Genomic DNA, 18,494 nt, shown 5'->3' on the forward strand with positions numbered 1-18,494 from the left:
CAAGCGGCATAGCGTTACGATAAACGCGGTTCATGGCGCGATTTATAGGGGGTGGACGCGCGTCGGGGGCGATGACGTGTTTCAGCATCCGTGCGCAGCAGTAGCCCAACCATTACGCCTGTCACTAGCAGGCTAGAGCCGCCATAGCTCATCAGCGGCAGCGTTAGCCCTTTAGTCGGCAACAGCCCGGAACTTACCGCCATGTTAATAAACGCCTGGGCGGCTACGACAAAGCCGATGCCGTAGCTTACATAAGCGCCAAATAGATGCCCTGCCAGTTCAGCTTTGCGCCCTATCCACATAGCGCGGGCAATAAACAGCGTGAACAACAGCACGACGATAATCGCGCCGATCATGCCCAACTCTTCAGCGATTACGGCAAAGATAAAGTCGGTATGCGCTTCGGGCAGGTAATGCAGTTTTTGCACACTGTTACCCAAGCCAGTACCGGTGACGTGCCCCCGTCCGAAGGCGATTAACGCTTGGGTTAACTGGTAGCCGGTTGCAAACTGATCGGCCCAGGGGTCTAAAAAACTGGTCCACCGGGCCAGCCGGTAGGGTTCTATCAACACCATTACCACCGCCCCGGAGCCGAGCAGCAGCCCGCTGCCAACCAGCAGCACCAGCGAAGCACCGCACATCATCAGCATGCCAATCACACAGACGGTAAAGACCACCATCCCGCCGAAATCAGGTGCTAAAAATAGCAGCCCAACCGGTACGGCCAGCACGGCCAGAGGGCGCCACATGCTGAACGCTCGGCGACGCAAATCGTAGGTAAAACGCGACATAAACGCCGCCATATAGAAAATTAGCCCGACTTTGGCAAATTCAGAGACCTGTAAACTCGGCAAGGGTCCCGGCAACGCTATCCAGCGCTTACTACCATTGATCTCCTGACCAACAATCAGCACCAAAACCAATAGAAAAATAGTGGCGAGCAGAATCAGCGCTGCGTTTTGTCGCCACACTTCAAGCGGCACACAGAGCATAAATACGCAGGCGATGATGGCAAGCACAAGGAAAACGCCGTGCTGGCGTGAGTAGTGATAGGTATCTTCCAGCAAGCCAATCGACGCCGAGCTGACCATGACCCAGCCCAACCCAGCCAAAGCAGCCGCCGCTACAATGAGCCACACGTCGCAGGGTAGATCCCGAGTGGTAAGCACCGTGCGCAGACGCTGAATTCGACTCATGGCGCTTCCTCGGCTGTAGTCGATGCTTTATCCAGCACCCAGCGACGAAACGCCTCGCCGCGCGCTGGGTAATTGGCAAATTGATCCAGGCTTGCACAGGCGGGTGAGAGCAGCACACAGTCACCCGGCTGGGCGAGTTCAAAGGCTGCCTGCATGGCCTGGGTTAAATCGTCAACTTGCTGGGTCGTTACGTGCCCATGCAGCGCCTCGGCCAGTAGCGGAGCGTCTCTGCCAAACAACAGCACGTGACGCGCGCAGGCTGTTAAGGGTTTGGCCAACGGGGTAAAATCTGCGCCTTTGCCAATCCCGCCCGCGAGTAAAATCAAACGGCCTTCCAGCGTTGCGCCAATGCCGTTAATCGCCGCCAGCGTGGCCCCAACATTGGTGCCTTTGGTGTCGTTAACCCAGGTGACGCCGTTAATTTCTGCAATCACTTCGCTGCGGTGTACCAAGCCTTTAAATTCCCGCAGCGCGCTGCACATGGGCTCAGCCGCAAAGCCCAGCACCTGCCCCATGGCCAGTGCCGCCAAAGCATTGAGATAGTTGTGCTGGCCGGCCATTTTTAACTCATCAATAGCCAACCAAGGGGTGAAGCCCTGCATTAACGTCAGCTTCTCGTGGTGAAGCGCCAGCCCCCACTCGCTCCCCTTTGAGGCTGCTTGCGTAAAGTAAGTCACTTGGTCAACGGGATATTCAGGCCACGTGTTAGGATCATCGGCATTCACCACGGCGTGCTTGGCACCAATAAAAATACGCTGTTTGGCGGTACGATAGCCGTGCATATCCCCATGGCGATCCAGGTGGTCTTCGGATAAGTTCAGAAAGGCAGCACAACTGGCATTCAGGTGGGGCGTCATTTCAAGCTGAAAGCTTGAAAGTTCTAAGACATAGAGCGCGGCATCGGGATGGCTGGCCAACAGATCCAGCGCGGGGGTACCAAGATTTCCCCCTACCGCCGCATTAACACCGGCAGCAGCGGCCATTTCTCCCAGCAGCGAAGTGACTGTTGACTTGGCATTGGATCCGGTAATAGCGGCGATGGGGGCGTTAGCGGCGCGAACAAAGAGGGCTATCTCGCCCACCACCATCGGCTCACCTGTGCGCGGGTTTAGTTGATCCGCCAGCTCTATCAAGCCCGGCATTCTCGGATCAAGACCAGGGCTAACCACCACCTCATCAACATCACGCAGATCCAGCAACGTTAACGGGCCACAGTGAACTTCAACACCCGGATGAGCGGCTTTAAAGTCATCCAACCCCGGAGGTTCGGCACGTGTATCCGCTACCATGTAGGGCACTTTTAAGCGGCTTAAATGGCGGCATATCGCTCGACCCGACAGCCCCAGCCCCACCACTAGCGTTAATCCTTTAGCAACTCGAACCATCACCGGTTTCCTCTCGCCTCATGCTCTCGACCCGTCGATTCACTTTTGGCCATTTGCATCAACGAACTTTCATTAACGAACCTTGAGCGTTGCGAGGCCGAGCAGCACCAGCACCACGGTAATGATCCAAAAACGCACGATTACCCGCGGCTCAGGCCAACCTTTCAATTCATAGTGGTGATGCAATGGCGCCATGCGAAAGATGCGCCGCCCGGTAAGCTTATAGGATCCCACCTGAAGAATGACCGACACCGTCTCCATGACAAAAATACCGCCCATAATAAACAGCACGATCTCCTGACGCACGATCACTGCCACCACGCCCAACGCAGCCCCTAACGCCAAGGCACCTACGTCGCCCATAAAGACCTGGGCGGGGTAAGTGTTGAACCATAAAAAGCCAAGCCCGGCACCGGCAATGGTGGCACAAAAAACCGCCAGCTCACCGGTACCGGCAATAAACGGAATATGTAAATACTCGGCAAACACGGTATTACCGCTGGCATAAGCAAACACTGACAAGCCCATGGCCACCAGTACCGTAGGCATAATTGCCAAGCCATCCAGACCATCGGTCAAATTAACCGCATTGGAACTGCCCACAATCACTAAGTAGGTGAGCACGATATAGAATAGGCCCAGCGGCAGTGCGACCTCTTTGAACATTGGCACTAACAAGCTGGTTTCGACCGGCGTTGAGGCAGTCAAATAAAGCAGCACTGCCGCCCCAATCCCCACCACCGACTGCCAGAAATACTTCCAGCGGGCGGGTAAGCCACGCGGATTTTTCTCCACTACTTTGCGGTAATCATCGACCCAGCCGATAGCACCAAAACCTAGTGTGACGCCTAACACCACCCAAATATAAAGATTGGTTAGGTCACCCCATAGCAAGGTACTCATGGCAATGGCCAACAGAATCATCGCTCCCCCCATGGTCGGGGTACCCGCCTTGGAAAGATGGGACTGAGGGCCATCGTCACGCACGGATTGACCGATTTGCCCCTCGACCAGTTTGCGGATCATCCATGGCCCCAGCCATAAGCAGAGCATTAATGAGGTGAGAGCGCCTAAAATCACGCGCAGGGTTAAATAATTGACTACCTGAAAATCAGATTGGTACTGCGACAGAAAATTCGCCAAGTGAAGTAACATGAACGGCGTTTACCTTATTTATCCGAACGCAGTGCATTAATGACATGTTCCATGCCCGCACTGCGCGACCCTTTCACCAGCAAGGTGGTGTCCGGCGGCAAAGTATTAGTGACATGACGCGTTAGCGCCTCGTGATCGTTAAAATGCAGCCCACGACCAAAGGCCTCGCTGGCAGCGCGTGCCGCGTCGCCCAGCGTCAACAGCTGATCAATGCCAAGCTCTGCAGCGTAACGGCCAATGTCCGCATGCAGCGCTGCCGACTCGTCTCCCAGCTCGCCCATTACGCCCAATGCACACCAGCGTGGAGCCGGGAAACTTGCCAGCGTATCCAGAGCGGCTTTGACCGCCCCGGGGTTGGCATTGTAAGTATCATCCAGTAGCTTTCCCCCCCGCAAACCGGGCACTACGGTTAGTCTACCCGCTAGCGCTTGCAATGCACCCACGCGCGTAATGATCTGCTCTGGCGGCACGCCCAGCGCTAATGCCGCGGCAGCCGCAGCTAAGGCATTGCTGACATTATGCTTGCCAAGTAGCGGTAAACGCACTTGGCCCAGCGCCTGACCATGCTGCAGTAGCGTGAAAGCATACCGCCCTTGAGGATCACAGGAAAGCGCTGAGGCGCTGACATCTGCCTGGGGATGAAAGCCAAAGCTAACCACTCGCCTTGGGGCCGCACGCGAAGCCCAAAAGGAGTAGTAGCGATCATCGCGGTTCAATATGGCCGTACCCTGCTCGCTTAGCCCGGCGAGCAGTTCACTTTTCGCCTGGGCGATCTGCCCCATGCCGCCAAACTCACCCACATGGGCGCCGGTGACATTGGTGATAATCGCAATATCGGGCTGTGCCAGCGGCGCCGTCCAGGCGATTTCACCCAGATGATTAGCGCCTAACTCTATCACGGCGACTTTGTGCTGTTGGCGCAATCGCAATAAGGTCAGCGGCGCACCGAAATCATTGTTCAGATTCCCCTCGGTCGCTAACACCTCGCCCAAAGGCCTCAGCAGTGCCGCGCACATCTCCTTAACCGTGGTTTTACCACTATTGCCGGTGACCGCTACCAAGGGCCCGTGCCATGCGCGCCGATGTGCACCGGCTAGCAATCCCAGGGCTAAGCGCGTATCGGGACACACCAATTGGGGTAAGTCGCTAGCAACAGGTGCGTCGACCAACGCCGCTGCCGCGCCAAGCGCATGGGCACGCTCGACAAAATCGTGGCCATCAAAATTGACGCCTTTTAACGCGACAAACAGGCAGCCAGGCTCAATTTTACGGCTATCGGTAACAACCGAGTGAATGATTAACTGTGCACTGCCTGATGGCGCTTCGATGCCGAGCGCGGCGGCCACTTGACCAAGAGCCCAATGCATTACTGCGCTCTCCGCTGAGCAAAAGCGCGTTGAATCTCTTCGCTATCGGCGTAAGGATGGCGCACCCCCTGTATCTCCTGATACGCCTCATGCCCTTTCCCGGCGATCAGCACCACATCCTGGGCGCCAGCTTGTTGAATAGCCGCTACTACGGCCTCGCGACGCTCAGCAATTTCAATCGGCTGCACAGCGGTTGAGAACCCGGTCAGAATCTGCTCACGGATTTGCGCGGCGGATTCATTCCGCGGATTATCGTCAGTGACAACGATGCGATCTGCCAACTGCTCGGCGACCCGGGCCATCTCGGCTCGCTTACCCGTATCACGCTCCCCGCCGCAGCCAAACACACACCACAATTTACCCGCGCCCCCCAAGTGAGCACGTAGCGCCTGAAGGGCACTCTGTAGGGCATCCGGTGTGTGGGCATAGTCCACGACCACACTGGGGGCGTCCACATCGCCATAGCGCTCCATACGCCCCGGCACCGGAGAAAGTGTTGTCGCTGCATCAAACAGCGCATCGAGGGATTCACCTAACCCATACAGCACAGCCATCGCTAGCAGAACGTTATCTAAATTAAAGCGCCCCATTAACGTTAAGCGCAGCATTTTCTCGCCATCGGGGGTCGCAATCATCGCCTGCTGCCCCTGCTCGAACGCCTGCCAGTCCAGCACCCGCAGCGTAACGGCCTCGTCTTGCCCAGTGGCCAGCACACGTACGCGGCTACTAGAACCAGCCAGCATTAAGCGCGCCAAAGGGTCATCACCATTCACCACCGCCAAGCTAAGCTCAGAACGGCGAAACAGCTTGGCTTTCGAGGCCGCATAGGCCGCCATGCTGCCGTGATAATCTAAATGGTCGCGGGTCAGATTGGTAAACACCCCTACACTAACGTTGACCGCTTCCAACCGGTACTGATCCAGAGCGTGGGAAGAGGCTTCGAGGGCAACGCGCTTCACCCCCTGTTGGGCCAACTCACCCAGCGTCGCCTGCAGCGCCAAGGGGCCAGGCGTGGTTAAGCCACTATCGCTCAGTTCACCAGGACGCCCCACGCCTAAGGTGCCGACAAGACCCGCAGGTGTTCCCAACGCTTCGCTGAGGGCAGCAATATAGTGAGTAACAGAGCTTTTACCATTGGTACCGGTCACCGCAATGACTTCCAGATCACTAGGCACCTGGTACAGTGCCCTACCTAGCTCGCCTAAGCGCGACGACAAATGCGGTAGCTTCAACACCCGCCCCTCAAGCTGTACATCGCCGTGAGACCCCTGCGCTAAAACAAGCGAAGCCCCAGCCTCAAGGGCTTGCTCGATGAAATCGCGCCCGTCACGCTGGCTACCAGGCACGGCCACAAAAATGTCGCCCTTGGCAAGCTTGCGCGAATTCATTTCAATGCGCACCTGATCCGGCAGCTTGGGCAGGTCAGCGGGCAGTGGTGACTTGGGCCATACTTTCGCGAGCGCCGTTAATATTTCGCCTGGACTCAGCGTCATGCCATCTCCTTAAAAAACTACTCCGCCTCGTGATCCGGCGGGACGTCCAGCAAGCGTAAAGCATTCCCCGTCACGCTGGAAAAAACCGGTGCGGCAACAGCGCCGCCATAAAATTCGCCTGCTTTGGGGTGATCAATCATTACCACTGTGACAATACGCGGGTCGGAAATAGGCGCAATACCGGCAAAAACGCTGCGGTAGGCATCGGTGGTATAGCCCTGCTGGCCTATTTTGCGCACCGTGCCCGTTTTTCCGCCAACACGATAACCCTCGACACGAGCTCGCCGCCCGCCGGTATAGGCCGCAACGGAAGTTTCCAGTATTCGCAACAGGTCATTGGCAACCGTGGGCTCTATCGCGGGGATGCCTTGGGGCGGCTCAGAAAGGCGTAACAGCGAAGGCGGCAAACGCACGCCATCATTGGCTAGCGCCGTGTAAGCACTCGCCAACTGCACCGCTGACACGGATAGGCCGTAACCGTAGGAGAGCGTCGCCCGCTCGCTGCGCGACCAGCGAACCGGCGCCGGTAAGCTGCCAGTGGACTCGCCAGGAAAACCGGTTCCGGGTGCCTGCCCCAGCCCTAACTGGTTATACTTTTCCCAAATCGCCGTATCGCTCAACCGCAGCGCTAGTCGGGACATCCCCACATTCGAAGAGTGTTCCAGAATGCCAGCCAAATCCAGTTCGCCATAATTACGGAAATCGCGAATGGTGAACTGATCCAATCGCATCCAACCGGGCGAGGTATCGACCACAGCGTCGCGGTCCACCACGCCACTCTCTAACACGGCAGCCATGGCCAGCGGCTTCATCACCGAACCGGGCTCAAATACATCGACCAACGCCTGGTTACGTAACCCACGCGGATCAAGCCCCGCTCGGTTGTTAGGGTTGTAGGAGGGCAAGTTAGCCATAGCCAACACCTCTCCCGTACGGGCATCCATCATCACCAGCACGCCGCCATCGGCCTCATTCTCAACCACCGCGGCGCGCAGTTCCCGGTAAGCCATATATTGAATGCGTTGATCAATAGAGAGGGTCAGTTCGCCCCCCGGCTGGGCTTCGTCAATAACGCCCAGCTCACGCACCAGGCGCCCGCGGCGATCTTTAATGACCCGCCGCTGACCAGGTCGCCCCGCCAGGTAAGGCTGATAAGCAAGCTCCAGGCCTTCCTGACCGACATCGTCAACGTTGGTTACCCCCAGCAGTTGGGCGGCGACCTCGCCAGCGGGATAGTAGCGTTTATATTCACGCTGCGGGTAAACGCCGGGCGTGCGCAGGTTTAGAATCTGCTGGGCCGCCGCGGGGGTCATCTGACGACGTAAATACATGAACTCATGCTCGCTGAAGCGCGCTACCCGCGCCTCAAAGTCACCCAGCGTCATACCCAGCGCCTGGGCCAGCATTACACGCTGTATAGCATCGTCGGGCAGTTCTTGCGGATTGGCCCAGAGGGTGACCACTGGAGTGGAAATCGCCAACGGTTCGCCATTGCGGTCTGTAATCATGCCGCGGTGGGCGGGGATAGTTTCGTGACGAAGAGTACGCGCGTCGCCCTGGCTTTGCAGAAAGGGACGGTCAATGACCTGCAGCAAGGTAATCCGACCAATCAAAATAGCCGATGCCAAGCCAATCGCAAGCAGAATAAACATGAACCGCCCGCTGCCGAGCGGAGGGGCAATCGGCGCCTGACGCGAGGTACCGCCTCGACGTTCGCTTCTCATGGTCGAATCACCTCAACATCATGGACATCGGGGATTCGCATACCCAGGCGATCAGTGGCAATTTGTTCAATACGGGCAGGTGTCGACCATGCGCCCTCCTCGAGCAGCAGTTGTCCCCACTCCGTTTGCAGCTGGTTCTCTTCTTGCTCCAGCTGTTGCAGCTGAGCAAATTGAACCCGCGTCATATGGGTAGTGACAACCACGCCCAGCCCGGAGGCCATGCAGAGTAGAAAGAGTAGCGTAATAGCTACCGGCCAGGCGCGTAAACGCAGCCTGAAAGGCCATTCGGTGCGTAGCGTGGTTGCCCACTGCTCAATCCGATCCATGCTCATGATGACATTTACATCCGTTTGCGTGCAGCCCGCATGACGGCACTACGTGCGCGGGGATTGGCATCCACTTCCTCCTCGCTTGGCCGCACACCTTTGCCTAGCGCTTCAAGACGCCGATTCATTTGATCATCGCGAATCGGCACCCCTCGCGGCAAGTCGGTATCGCCGCGGACATGGTGGCGAATAAAGCGCTTCACGCGACGATCTTCCAACGAGTGAAAGCTGATAACCACTAAGTGACCACCAGGTGCCAGCGCCTCTAGCGCGGCGTCTAAAGCACTGTCTAACTGCTCCAGCTCGCCGTTGACGAAAATACGCAGCCCTTGAAACGCTTTGGTGGCAGGATGGCGTCCCTTTTCCCAGGCGGGGTGGGCTACTTTTAATACCTCGGCCAAATCCACCGTGTGGGTAAACGGCTTCTCGACCCGGCGAGTGACCACAGCGCGGGCCAAACGTTTGGCATAGCGCTCTTCGCCGTAGGTTTTAAACACGTAGGCAATGTCTGCTTCACTGGCCCGGGCCAGGAAATCAGCCACACTTTGCCCTTGGGTAGGATCCATACGCATATCTAGCGGGCCATCGCGCATAAAGCTGAAGCCGCGCTCGGGATCATCTAGTTGAGGCGACGACACGCCAACATCGAGTAACACACCGGAAAGCTTGCCAAATACGCCCTGTTCACGGGCAAACTCGGCGAGCTGAGCAAATTCTCGCTGGGCAATCTGAAAGCGTGGATCGTCTATGTCAGCGGCCGCGGCAATCGCTTGGGGATCGCGATCCATCGCAAGCAGCTGGCCCTGAGCATCCAGACGATCAAGGATCAAGCGTGAGTGACCGCCCCTCCCAAAGGTGCCATCTAAATAGCCGCCTCGCGCATCGTGCACCAGAGTATCGACAGCACCTTCCAGTAGTACGCTGGTATGGCGAAAGCAGTTAGCAACCTGTTCAGCGTCAGGAGAAGGCATGTTTTTCTCACACAAAATGATAGTGACAGCGTAATAAAGAGCGTGCGGACACGCTCTGGTACGTAAGTGGGGGAGTCGGCCGATAAGCCGGGTTCTGTCGTGGACAGCCATTCCTCTAGGCGCTGCGTTACCACAGCGCTCAAGCAACCTACCCGGATCCAGCGCGGGCCACGCCATTGGATCCCTATTTGGTCTTGCTCCGAGTGGGGTTTACCATGCCACGCACTGTTACCAGGCGCGCGGTGCGCTCTTACCGCACCCTTTCACCCTTACCGGCCCCGAAAGGCTTAGGCGGTCTACTCTCTGCTGCACTTTCCGTCGGCTCACGCCGCCCAGGCGTTACCTGGCACTCTGCCCTATGGAGCCCGGACTTTCCTCCCCCAACACCTTTTAAGGGGTATTAGCGGCGACTGTCTGGCCAACTCCGGCGGCAAGCATACCAGCGCCCTCGACTTGCCTCAATGCTCACCTTTGATTGCTTGCAAACGCGCGTACCAGACTTGCTTACGACCACCAAGCATTCGCGCAGCAATTGCAGCGCCCTGTTTCACGCCAACCCCCTCTGCCAGCAGTGCCTCCAGCAAGGCGTCCGCTGATATATCCTGATGTTCACTCTGCTCAACCGGCGGAGCCCCGGCAACAATCACCACGAATTCGCCGCGGGCTTGATTAGGGTCGACAGCCAATTGCTCCAGTAACGATGCAGGCGTACCGTGCAAAAACGTTTCGAAGGTTTTAGTGAGCTCACGCGCCAATACCACATCGCGATCCGCCATTTGCGCCTGTAACGCTTCAAGGGTATGCACGATACGGTGGGGAGATTCATAAAACACCAGCGTCTCTTCGCGGGTTTTCCAACTCTCCAATGCTTGGCGTCGTGCGCCTGGCTTGGCAGGCAGAAAACCGGCAAACACAAAGCGGTCTGTTGGCAGGCCTGCCCCTGACAGCGCAGTAATCAGCGCACAGGGGCCGGGGATAGGCACAATATGGCGATTGCGCGCCCTCAGTTCACGTACCAGCACAAAGCCGGGATCGCTAATCAACGGTGTGCCGGCGTCACTGATCAGGGCGATGTCTTCACCTGCGGCGAGATAACTATCCAAAGCCTCTACCCGGCGCGCCTCGTTGTGCTCATGTAAAGAGAGCATGGGCTTGTTTAGCCCCAAGTGCGCCAACAGGCGGCCACTATGGCGAGTATCTTCAGCGGCAATTCGTGTCACTTGGCCCAGCACCCGAGCGGCACGCGCGGTTAAGTCATCCAAATTCCCAATTGGCGTGGCAACCACGTACAATGTGCCCGGATTATCGTCTGTCATTGTTGACTCTCAATTCGTTGATGGCTTGCCCTGCTGGTGCGCTATGCTTGTGCAGTGGCTTGGTCAATCGCTGACAAGCAGCGACAGCGCAAATGGAAACCTAAGGAAGGATACATGAAACAGTCATTACGTGGCTTACTCGCCGTTGCCCTTGTGGCATTTCTCGTTGCTGGCTGTGCGATGCAATCGCCTAGCGTGGTAGATCGAGTGCCCGATGAAAACCCTGGCCAGCTACTCAGCCAAGCGGAACAGCAAGCGCCAGAGCAAGCCGCAAAAACACGCCTGGAAGCGGCTAATATTCTGGCCCGTCAAGGTGAGCGCGACAGAGCCTTCGAAACCGCCGATGGGATTGATGAAAGCTTGCTCTCAGAACCCGACCGGGTACGCTGGGCACTGCTATTTTCCGAGCTTGCCCGCGCGTTGAACGAACCCCGTGCCGTGCTGCGCGCCACTCAGGTACTCGGCGACGAGCTGCCGATGCAGGCTAACCAGCAGGAGCGGCTTGAAGAACGCCAGCGCTGGGCCCGTGAGGCGCTTGATCAGCCCAGCGGCGCAGTGAGCGTTGCGCTGCCAGAGCTTGAGGGTCAGGAAATACGCCGCATCGTGGTAGCACTGCCCGAATCAGGCCCGCTTAGCAGCGTCGCCAATACTATCGCTTCGGCTATGCGGCAGCACCATGACGCCAAGGGCAGCAACGTCGAGCTAAGCTTCCTGGACACCTCGCGCTACTCGATGGATGAGCTCTATGACCGCGCCCAACAAATGAATGCGCAGTTAATTATTGGCCCGCTGGATAAGGATCGAGTTACCCAGCTAGAACAGCGCAATAGCGTGCCGCTCCCTACACTGGCACTCAACTATGGTAGCGGTGATAACAATCAAGCCCAGCGACTCTTCCAGTACGGCCTTTCAGCTGAAGACGAAGCACGCCAAGTTGCCCGCCGCGCCTGGCAGGACGGGCACCGCCAAATGTCCATGATGGTTCCGGATAACGGCTGGGGCCGACGCGTAGGCGAAGCCTTCTGGAATGAGTGGCATAGCCAGGGTGGCGAAATCACCAACGCCGTGCGCTATAACCCGGATAGCTCGGTCTCCAATGCCGTACAAACCGCGCTCAGTGTTAGCGGTGATCGCGCGCGCCTAGGCAATATTGACGCCCTATTCCTGCTCGCACTGCCCGAGTATGCGCGCCAGGTACCGCCGACTATGGATTACTACTACGCTCCCAATCTGCCAATCTATGCCACCTCACACTTGCATGAAGGACGCTTGCAGACTCGCCTCGATCAAGATCTAAACGATGTCATGTTCGTTGATATCCCCTGGCAAATCCCCGACGCCGCCGTTGGTGGCGAAGAGGCTCTGCCCTTTGCATCTACCTACCAAAGCCTGCGGGATGAATCAGACGCTTCCATGTTCCGCCTGATGGCAATGGGCGTTGATGCTTACGAGCTGGCTATCCGCCTTTCCAACCTTGGCGAGCTGAACGGCCTTCATGGCAGCACCGGCACTCTCTACTTAAGCGACGATGGCCGCATCTACCGCGAGCTGCCCTGGGCTAAATTCCAGAATGGCGTCCCATCACCTATTTTAATTCCTAACCTGATCGAAAGTGACGACTAACGCCCACACTGCCCGTGCCCGCGGCGCAGCCATTGAGCAGCTTGCCGCTCAATGGCTGCGCCAACAGGGGCTCACCCTTGTCACGCAGAATCATTACGTAAAAGGGGGTGAGCTTGACTTGGTAATGCGCGATGGCGATATTCTCGTCTTTGTTGAAGTCAAACACCGCACCACGACGCGCTACGGCCACCCGCTGGAAACCGTCACCTATCAGAAGCAACAGCGCCTGGTGCGTGCAGCACGGCTTTATATCGCCCGCGGCGGGCTTTCTTCACCCTGCCGCTTTGATATCCTGGCCATAACGGGTAAGCCGCCCAACCTGGAGTTTCACTGGGTAAAAGCTGCCTTTGATGCCTTTTGACTGTTTTTTAAAGCTGTTTGTATAAACTGGCTTTAAAAACGGTCTTTAAAAAACACTCTTTATCACTATTCAACCAGGAAGCCCTGATGGACTTTCAATCTCGGATACTCGGCCACTTCAACGCTAGCATCGACACCAAGACGTACGCCAGCGAAGTACTTCCGCCGTTCATTGAAGTGGCTAGCCAAATGATGGTGCAGTGCCTTGTCAGCGAAGGAAAAATTCTTGCCTGCGGCAATGGCGGCAGCGCTGGTGACAGCCAACACTTCTCCTCTGAACTGCTCAACCGCTTTGAGCGAGAACGACCTAGCCTACCCGCACTGGCACTCACCACTGATACGTCCACGCTCACTTCAATCGCAAACGACTATAGCTACAACGAGGTGTTTTCAAAGCAGATTCGCGCCCTCGGGCAGCCCGGTGATGTACTCTTAGCTATCTCCACCAGTGGCAATTCGGGCAATATTGTGCAGGCCATTCAAGCCGCCCATGATCGCGATATGACCGTAGTTGCCCTTACCGGCCGCGACGGTGGCGATATGGCATCACTGTTAGGCCAGGATGACTGCGAGATTCGCGTCCCGGCGACATCAACGGCCCGCATCCAGGAAGTTCACCTGCTGGTGATTCACTGTTTATGCGATCTTATCGATGAACAGTTGTTTGGCAGCGCTTAGTCGCCATTTGTACTGTGTTAACAACCACGATGTCTTTAACTGCTAGCATCAAAGGAGTCATACGATGACCCAACGCCTCTCCCCCCGCGGCTTCATGGCCGTTGCGCTTTGCGCGGCACTCTTCATTACCGGCTGCGCTAACAACTCAGCCTCCAATCAGTCCAACTATGCTCAGCGTAGCGACGATGTTGAAGCCATCGACACCACCATTGAGCGTGAAGTTGATGACGCGTTAAAGCGTGCTGACGCCCGGCTAGGCGATGCCCGCATTCGTGCCCACAGTTATAACGGCGTTGTGCTCCTGGTGGGCCAAGTACCCAGTGAAGAGCTTCGCGATATGGCGGGTGAAGTTACCAGCAACCTACGCGGTGTTACTGACGTCCACAACGAACTCACCATCGCCGCTCGCCTACCGGCCAGCCAGCGCCTGACCGACACATGGCTCACCACGAATGTCGTCAGCCACCTGGCAACCAACGACCGCATCGACTCTTCAAAAATCAAAGTCACCACCGAAAATGCCAGCGTATATCTGATGGGCCGCGTGACCCGGGAAGAGGCTGACCGTATCGTCAATGCCGCTTCCTCGGTTGGTGGTGTACAACGAATCGTAAAAGTATTTGATTACCTAGACTAATCCACTGTTTTCCCATTGCGTTTTAGCAGCCACAAAAAAGCCTCGCTTAATAAGCGAGGCTTTTTTGTGGGCGGCACACCCCAGGGTGTTATTTAACGACCCGCAGGGTGGGTTTTTTCTTCGTCTTGCTCTTAGCTTGAGACTCTTTTTCAGACGTATCCGCTGACGCCGTTGAGTCACTGTCACTCTTTTCGGAGACGGGCTCTGTGATCGACAGCTCAGGCTTACTAGAGGGCTTCTCTTCGTCCTCAATAGCGCCAAAAGAGTCGGCTCCATCACCTAGCTCAGGCTCATGACCAAAGACCATTCCTGCACCGTTCTCACGGGCGTAAATAGCGATTAAGGCCGGAGTCGGTATCATTACCTGCATAGGCTGCCCGCCAAAGCGCGCATTAAAGCCTATCGCCTGATTCTCCATAAAAAGATCACGTACTGCAGTCGGCGCCACGTTCAAAACGATCTGACCGTTTTGAACAAACTGACGGGGCACCTCAACGCCAGGCAAGGTAGCATCAACCACCAGGTAAGGCGTTAGCTCATTATCCAGCAACCACTCATAGAGTGCTCGGGCGAGATAGGGGCGACTCGATTTCATCTAGACTCCCTCCTCCTTACAAGAAAGGCTCCCTGCCCTTATCAAGCACAAAGGAGCCAAATGAATTCAAGCGCGCATCTCTTTTTCACGCTCACTTAAAGATGCCTTGAACGCTTCACGCTCGAATACTCGCGACATGTAGGACAGCAGCGGCTTAACCTGCTTCTCGGGCAATTCGATATTGAGTTCCGGCAAACGCCACAATACAGGCGCTAAACAACAATCCACCAGCGTAAACTCTTCGCTCATGAAGTAAGGCATATCCTCGAAAATTGGCGATATGCCGATCAGACTTTCACGCAACTCTTTACGCGCTTTATCTGCCTCTTTCTTTCCACCACTGCGAATCAGGTCGACCATTGGGCACCACTCGCGCTCAATGCGGTGCATCCATAGGCGGCTTTGCGCACGCGCTACTGGATAAACAGGCAATAGCGGAGGATGCGGGAAACGCTCATCCAGGTACTCCATCATAACTTTGGACTCATACAGCACCAAGTCACGATCTAACAGCGTCGGTACGCTGTTGTACGGATTGAGGTCTGCCAGCTCTTCCGGTGGTTTTTCGTCGAGTACATCGACGATGTCGACGGCAACCCCCTTCTCGGCCAGCACAATGCGCACACGATGACTGAAATGATCATCACTGCCTGAGTAAAAGATCATCGACGACCGTTTGGCCACAACACCCATGAAAGCATCCTCACATCAAAACAATCTTGGATAATAACACGCCAGCGCTACCTTAGGGGAAGCCAGCTTGCTTTGCTTTACTGCCATGCTGACAAGCAAAAGGCGCACGACTTACGCCGTGCGCCCCACTGACCATCAGCTACTGCTAATTAGTGGATATCTCGCCAGTACTCGCGCTTGAGCAGGTAAGCAATCACACCAAAAATGAAAATAAAGATCAGTACTTTAGGTGCCAGCGCCTGTGCTTGAAGCTTGGAGGGCTCACCTACATAAGCCAGGAAGTTAGTAAGATCATACATCGCCTCCTCAAATTCCGCAGGTTCGAGCTCCCCCGGTTCGGTCACTTGCAGCACGTTACAAGACTGATACTTGCCCGATAACGCATCCGGTTCTTGCCCTTCTACCGGGTGATCGGTTTCAGCACATACCAGCTCTTGCACGCCCTGCAGAGGCTCTAACACGTTCGGCATTGCCACTAGGTCAAACACCGTATTGTTAACGCCCGTGGGACGGCTAGGATCTTTGTAGAAACCGAGCAAATAAGAGTAAATCCAATCGGTCCCACGCACACGCGTCTTGAGCGACAGGTCGGGCGGCGGCGCACCAAACCAACCCTCCGCATCACCGCTGTTCATGGCGTTATGCATCTGATCGTTGTAAGCCAAATCTGACGAGAAAATCAAATTCTCTTCAACCAAATCCTGAGGCATCCCCAAGTCGTCTGCCGCACGCGAAAAGCGTTGATAGTTAAGCGAGTGACAGCCCATGCAGTAGTTAACATAGAGCTTCATGCCATTTTGCAACGAGGCCTGATCATGCAGATCAGGATCCATCGAGTGAGGCACACTTGCGCCCCCCGCAGCCATCGCGGTTACTGGCACTAAGGCGAAAAGGAGTCCAAATAGATACTTTTTCATTAGCCAGTCACCCTTTCCGGAACGGGTTTAGTCTTCTCCAGCTTGGTGTAGAACGGCATCAAGACAAAGAAGGCGAAATAGATCACGGTGCACGCCTGGGCTAGCAGTGTCCTACCCTCTGTCGATGGCAACACACCTAAAACACCCAGGATGACAAAACTGATAGCAAACAGCAGCAGCATGACTTTCGACATCCAGCCTTTGTAACGCATAGAGCGCACGGGGCTACGATCCAGCCAGGGCAGAACAAACAGGATTGCAATCGCCGCGCCCATAAAGATAACCCCTAGGAACTTGGCGTCTAAACCAAAGACCGAGAAGGTGATGGCGCGGAGAATGGCGTAGAACGGTGTCATATACCAAACGGGGGCAATGTGATCTGGTGTCTGCAGCGGGTTCGCCTGATCAAAGTTAGGCCGCTCAATAAAGTAGCCACCACCTTCGGGGAAGTAGAACACCACTACGCAGAAAACGAACAGGAACACTGCCACACCGACAAGGTCTTTCACCGTGTAGTAAGGGTGGAAAGGAATTCCATCCAACGGCACACCAGCCTCATCCTTCTTCTGCTTGATATCAATGCCGTCCGGGTTATTCGAGCCCACCTCATGCAAAGCAATGATGTGCAGCACAACCAGTGCCAGAATAACGATTGGCAGCGCAACCACATGCAGTGCAAAGAAGCGGTTTAGGGTAATGCCTGAAATCAGGAAGTCACCACGCACCCACTGTGCCAGGTCAGGGCCGATCGCCGGAATCGCTGAGAACAGCGAGATAATCACCTGCGCACCCCAGTAGGACATTTGCCCCCACGGCAGCAGATAACCCATAAAGGCTTCCGCCATTAGCACCAGGTAAATAGTCATGCCGAAGACCCACACTAACTCGCGCGGGGCTTTATAAGAACCGTACAAAAGGCCACGGAACATATGCAGATAGACAACGAGGAAGAAGGCGGAGGCCCCCGTGGTGTGCATATAGCGAATCAACCACCCCCATTCCACATCACGCATGATGTATTCGACGGAATCGAAGGCACCTTCAGCTGAGGGGTTAAAGCTCATGGTCAACCAAACCCCGGTGAGGATTTGGTTGACCAGCGCCAGCAGCGCTAACGAGCCAAAGAAGTACCAGAAATTGAAGTTTTTCGGCGCGTAATATTTGGAGAGGTGCTCTTGCCACATCTGAGTAGCAGGGAAGCGATCATCCACCCAACGCATGAGGCCTTTTTCCGCCTTGGCTTTATTCGGATTACCCATTAGGCAGTCTCCTCATCTTCGCCGACGATAATGATATCGTCATTCTCAAAGCGGTAGGGTGGAACCTCAAGATTGGTCGGCGCAGGAACGTTGTTAAATACGCGACCAGCCAAATCAAAGCGGGAACCGTGGCATGGGCAGAAGAAACCACCCGGCCAGTTATCAACGCCTACGCCCTCTGCGTCGGGTTCAGGCCGGAATAACGGCGAACAGCCTAGGTGAGTACAAATACCGATCAACACCCCAATCTCGGGCTTGATAGAGCGCAATCCACCCTCGATATAAGCAGGCTGTTGTGGCTCTTCCGAATCCGGATCGGCCAGTTGCTCACCGCTCAGCGACTCAGTACGCTCGATCATTTCCGGCGTGCGATTAATGATCCATATTGGCCGACCACGCCACTCAACGGTCATACGCTGCCCAGGCTCAAGCTTGGAAATATCTGCTTGAACGGGAGCACCCGCCGCTCTTGCTTTGGCACTAGGCTGCCAAGAAGCCACAAAGGGTACCGCTACCCCGACAGCACCTACCGCACCCACAACGGAGGTGGCGCCTACGAGGAAACGGCGTCGGCCTTTGTTTACGCCGTTATCTGCCATTTCAGGTTTCTCCCATCAGCTTACCCGTTCCGCCACAAAGGCGTCTTGCGGCGACGAATATTAATTACGCTCTATGGTAAAAAAACAAAGCGCTGTGCACAAGAACAACCGCTCGTGACCATAGTGGTACGAGCAATATAATTTTTTGATATTCCAATAAAAAACGCCCAGGTCGATGACCTGGGCGTTTTTCCGAATAG

The 18,494-nt window shown here is 55.9% G+C and carries 18 protein-coding genes and 1 other RNA gene; 4 read left to right on the top strand and 15 right to left on the bottom strand.

Annotated elements, in window-relative coordinates; translation table 11 throughout:
• Positions 1-14 precede the first annotated feature (14 nt).
• The 10 genes from ftsW to rsmI all read right to left on the bottom strand — a co-directional run bounded on the left by ftsW (position 15) and on the right by rsmI (position 10,933).
• A complete protein-coding gene (ftsW, locus tag K7H09_RS04775; RefSeq protein WP_041158057.1) occupies positions 15-1,196 on the bottom strand; it encodes a putative lipid II flippase FtsW in 1,182 nt (393 codons plus the stop codon).
• A complete protein-coding gene (gene murD, locus K7H09_RS04780) occupies positions 1,193-2,581 on the bottom strand; it encodes a UDP-N-acetylmuramoyl-L-alanine--D-glutamate ligase (RefSeq protein ID WP_041158056.1) in 1,389 nt (462 codons plus the stop codon). The genes ftsW and murD overlap by 4 nt, the downstream gene beginning before the upstream one ends.
• A 72-nt stretch (positions 2,582-2,653) precedes the next feature.
• Positions 2,654-3,736, bottom strand: a complete 1,083-nt coding sequence (gene mraY, locus K7H09_RS04785) for a phospho-N-acetylmuramoyl-pentapeptide-transferase (protein WP_022523905.1) — start codon at positions 3,734-3,736, stop codon at positions 2,654-2,656.
• A 14-nt stretch (positions 3,737-3,750) separates the two neighbouring features.
• Positions 3,751-5,103, bottom strand: coding sequence for a UDP-N-acetylmuramoyl-tripeptide--D-alanyl-D-alanine ligase (locus tag K7H09_RS04790; RefSeq protein ID WP_009286390.1), 1,353 nt, complete (start codon positions 5,101-5,103; stop codon positions 3,751-3,753).
• Positions 5,103-6,596 (bottom strand): UDP-N-acetylmuramoyl-L-alanyl-D-glutamate--2,6-diaminopimelate ligase, encoded by a 1,494-nt coding sequence (locus K7H09_RS04795; RefSeq protein ID WP_230803823.1) that lies wholly within the window; start codon positions 6,594-6,596, stop codon positions 5,103-5,105. Before K7H09_RS04795 ends, K7H09_RS04790 begins: the two co-directional genes overlap by 1 nt.
• 17 nt (positions 6,597-6,613) lie before the next feature.
• Positions 6,614-8,320 (bottom strand): peptidoglycan D,D-transpeptidase FtsI family protein, encoded by a 1,707-nt coding sequence (locus tag K7H09_RS04800; protein ID WP_027959095.1) that lies wholly within the window; start codon positions 8,318-8,320, stop codon positions 6,614-6,616.
• Complete coding sequence (gene ftsL, locus K7H09_RS04805) at positions 8,317-8,652, bottom strand: cell division protein FtsL (RefSeq protein WP_022523909.1); 336 nt, start codon at positions 8,650-8,652, stop codon at positions 8,317-8,319. Before ftsL ends, K7H09_RS04800 begins: the two co-directional genes overlap by 4 nt.
• 8 nt (positions 8,653-8,660) lie before the next feature.
• Entirely contained in the window at positions 8,661-9,617 is a 957-nt protein-coding gene (gene rsmH, locus K7H09_RS04810) for a 16S rRNA (cytosine(1402)-N(4))-methyltransferase RsmH (protein WP_141441277.1), read from the bottom strand.
• Positions 9,618-9,684: 67 nt separating this feature from the next.
• Positions 9,685-10,043, bottom strand: an RNA gene (gene rnpB / locus K7H09_RS04815) — RNase P RNA component class A.
• Positions 10,044-10,075: 32 nt separating this feature from the next.
• Positions 10,076-10,933, bottom strand: a complete 858-nt coding sequence (rsmI, locus tag K7H09_RS04820; RefSeq protein ID WP_141441278.1) for a 16S rRNA (cytidine(1402)-2'-O)-methyltransferase — start codon at positions 10,931-10,933, stop codon at positions 10,076-10,078.
• A gap of 114 nt (positions 10,934-11,047) precedes the next feature.
• Here rsmI and K7H09_RS04825 point away from each other — a divergent pair, with 114 nt between their 5' ends.
• The 4 genes from K7H09_RS04825 (at position 11,048) to K7H09_RS04840 (ending at position 14,231) form a co-directional block, all read left to right on the top strand.
• A complete protein-coding gene (locus tag K7H09_RS04825; protein ID WP_230803825.1) occupies positions 11,048-12,556 on the top strand; it encodes a penicillin-binding protein activator in 1,509 nt (502 codons plus the stop codon).
• A complete protein-coding gene (locus K7H09_RS04830) occupies positions 12,546-12,917 on the top strand; it encodes a YraN family protein (protein WP_022523915.1) in 372 nt (123 codons plus the stop codon). Before K7H09_RS04825 ends, K7H09_RS04830 begins: the two co-directional genes overlap by 11 nt.
• 86 nt (positions 12,918-13,003) lie before the next feature.
• A complete protein-coding gene (locus tag K7H09_RS04835; protein ID WP_007114714.1) occupies positions 13,004-13,594 on the top strand; it encodes a phosphoheptose isomerase in 591 nt (196 codons plus the stop codon).
• Between the two features lie 64 nt (positions 13,595-13,658).
• Entirely contained in the window at positions 13,659-14,231 is a 573-nt protein-coding gene (locus tag K7H09_RS04840; RefSeq protein ID WP_009286384.1) for a BON domain-containing protein, read from the top strand.
• 88 nt (positions 14,232-14,319) lie between these two features.
• Here K7H09_RS04840 and K7H09_RS04845 read toward each other — a convergent pair whose 3' ends face one another.
• The 5 genes from K7H09_RS04845 to petA all read right to left on the bottom strand — a co-directional run bounded on the left by K7H09_RS04845 (position 14,320) and on the right by petA (position 18,294).
• Positions 14,320-14,826, bottom strand: a complete 507-nt coding sequence (locus K7H09_RS04845) for a ClpXP protease specificity-enhancing factor (protein WP_009287785.1) — start codon at positions 14,824-14,826, stop codon at positions 14,320-14,322.
• Between the two features lie 66 nt (positions 14,827-14,892).
• Positions 14,893-15,519, bottom strand: coding sequence for a stringent starvation protein SspA (gene sspA / locus K7H09_RS04850; protein WP_007114711.1), 627 nt, complete (start codon positions 15,517-15,519; stop codon positions 14,893-14,895).
• A gap of 149 nt (positions 15,520-15,668) precedes the next feature.
• A complete protein-coding gene (locus K7H09_RS04855; protein ID WP_009287784.1) occupies positions 15,669-16,436 on the bottom strand; it encodes a cytochrome c1 in 768 nt (255 codons plus the stop codon).
• A complete protein-coding gene (locus K7H09_RS04860; RefSeq protein ID WP_009287783.1) occupies positions 16,436-17,695 on the bottom strand; it encodes a cytochrome b in 1,260 nt (419 codons plus the stop codon). Before K7H09_RS04860 ends, K7H09_RS04855 begins: the two co-directional genes overlap by 1 nt.
• A complete protein-coding gene (petA, locus tag K7H09_RS04865; protein WP_022523917.1) occupies positions 17,695-18,294 on the bottom strand; it encodes a ubiquinol-cytochrome c reductase iron-sulfur subunit in 600 nt (199 codons plus the stop codon). Before petA ends, K7H09_RS04860 begins: the two co-directional genes overlap by 1 nt.
• Positions 18,295-18,494 lie beyond the last annotated feature (200 nt).

Source organism: Halomonas sp. IOP_14, from assembly GCF_021021315.1.
GTDB lineage: Bacteria > Pseudomonadota > Gammaproteobacteria > Pseudomonadales > Halomonadaceae > Vreelandella > Vreelandella titanicae.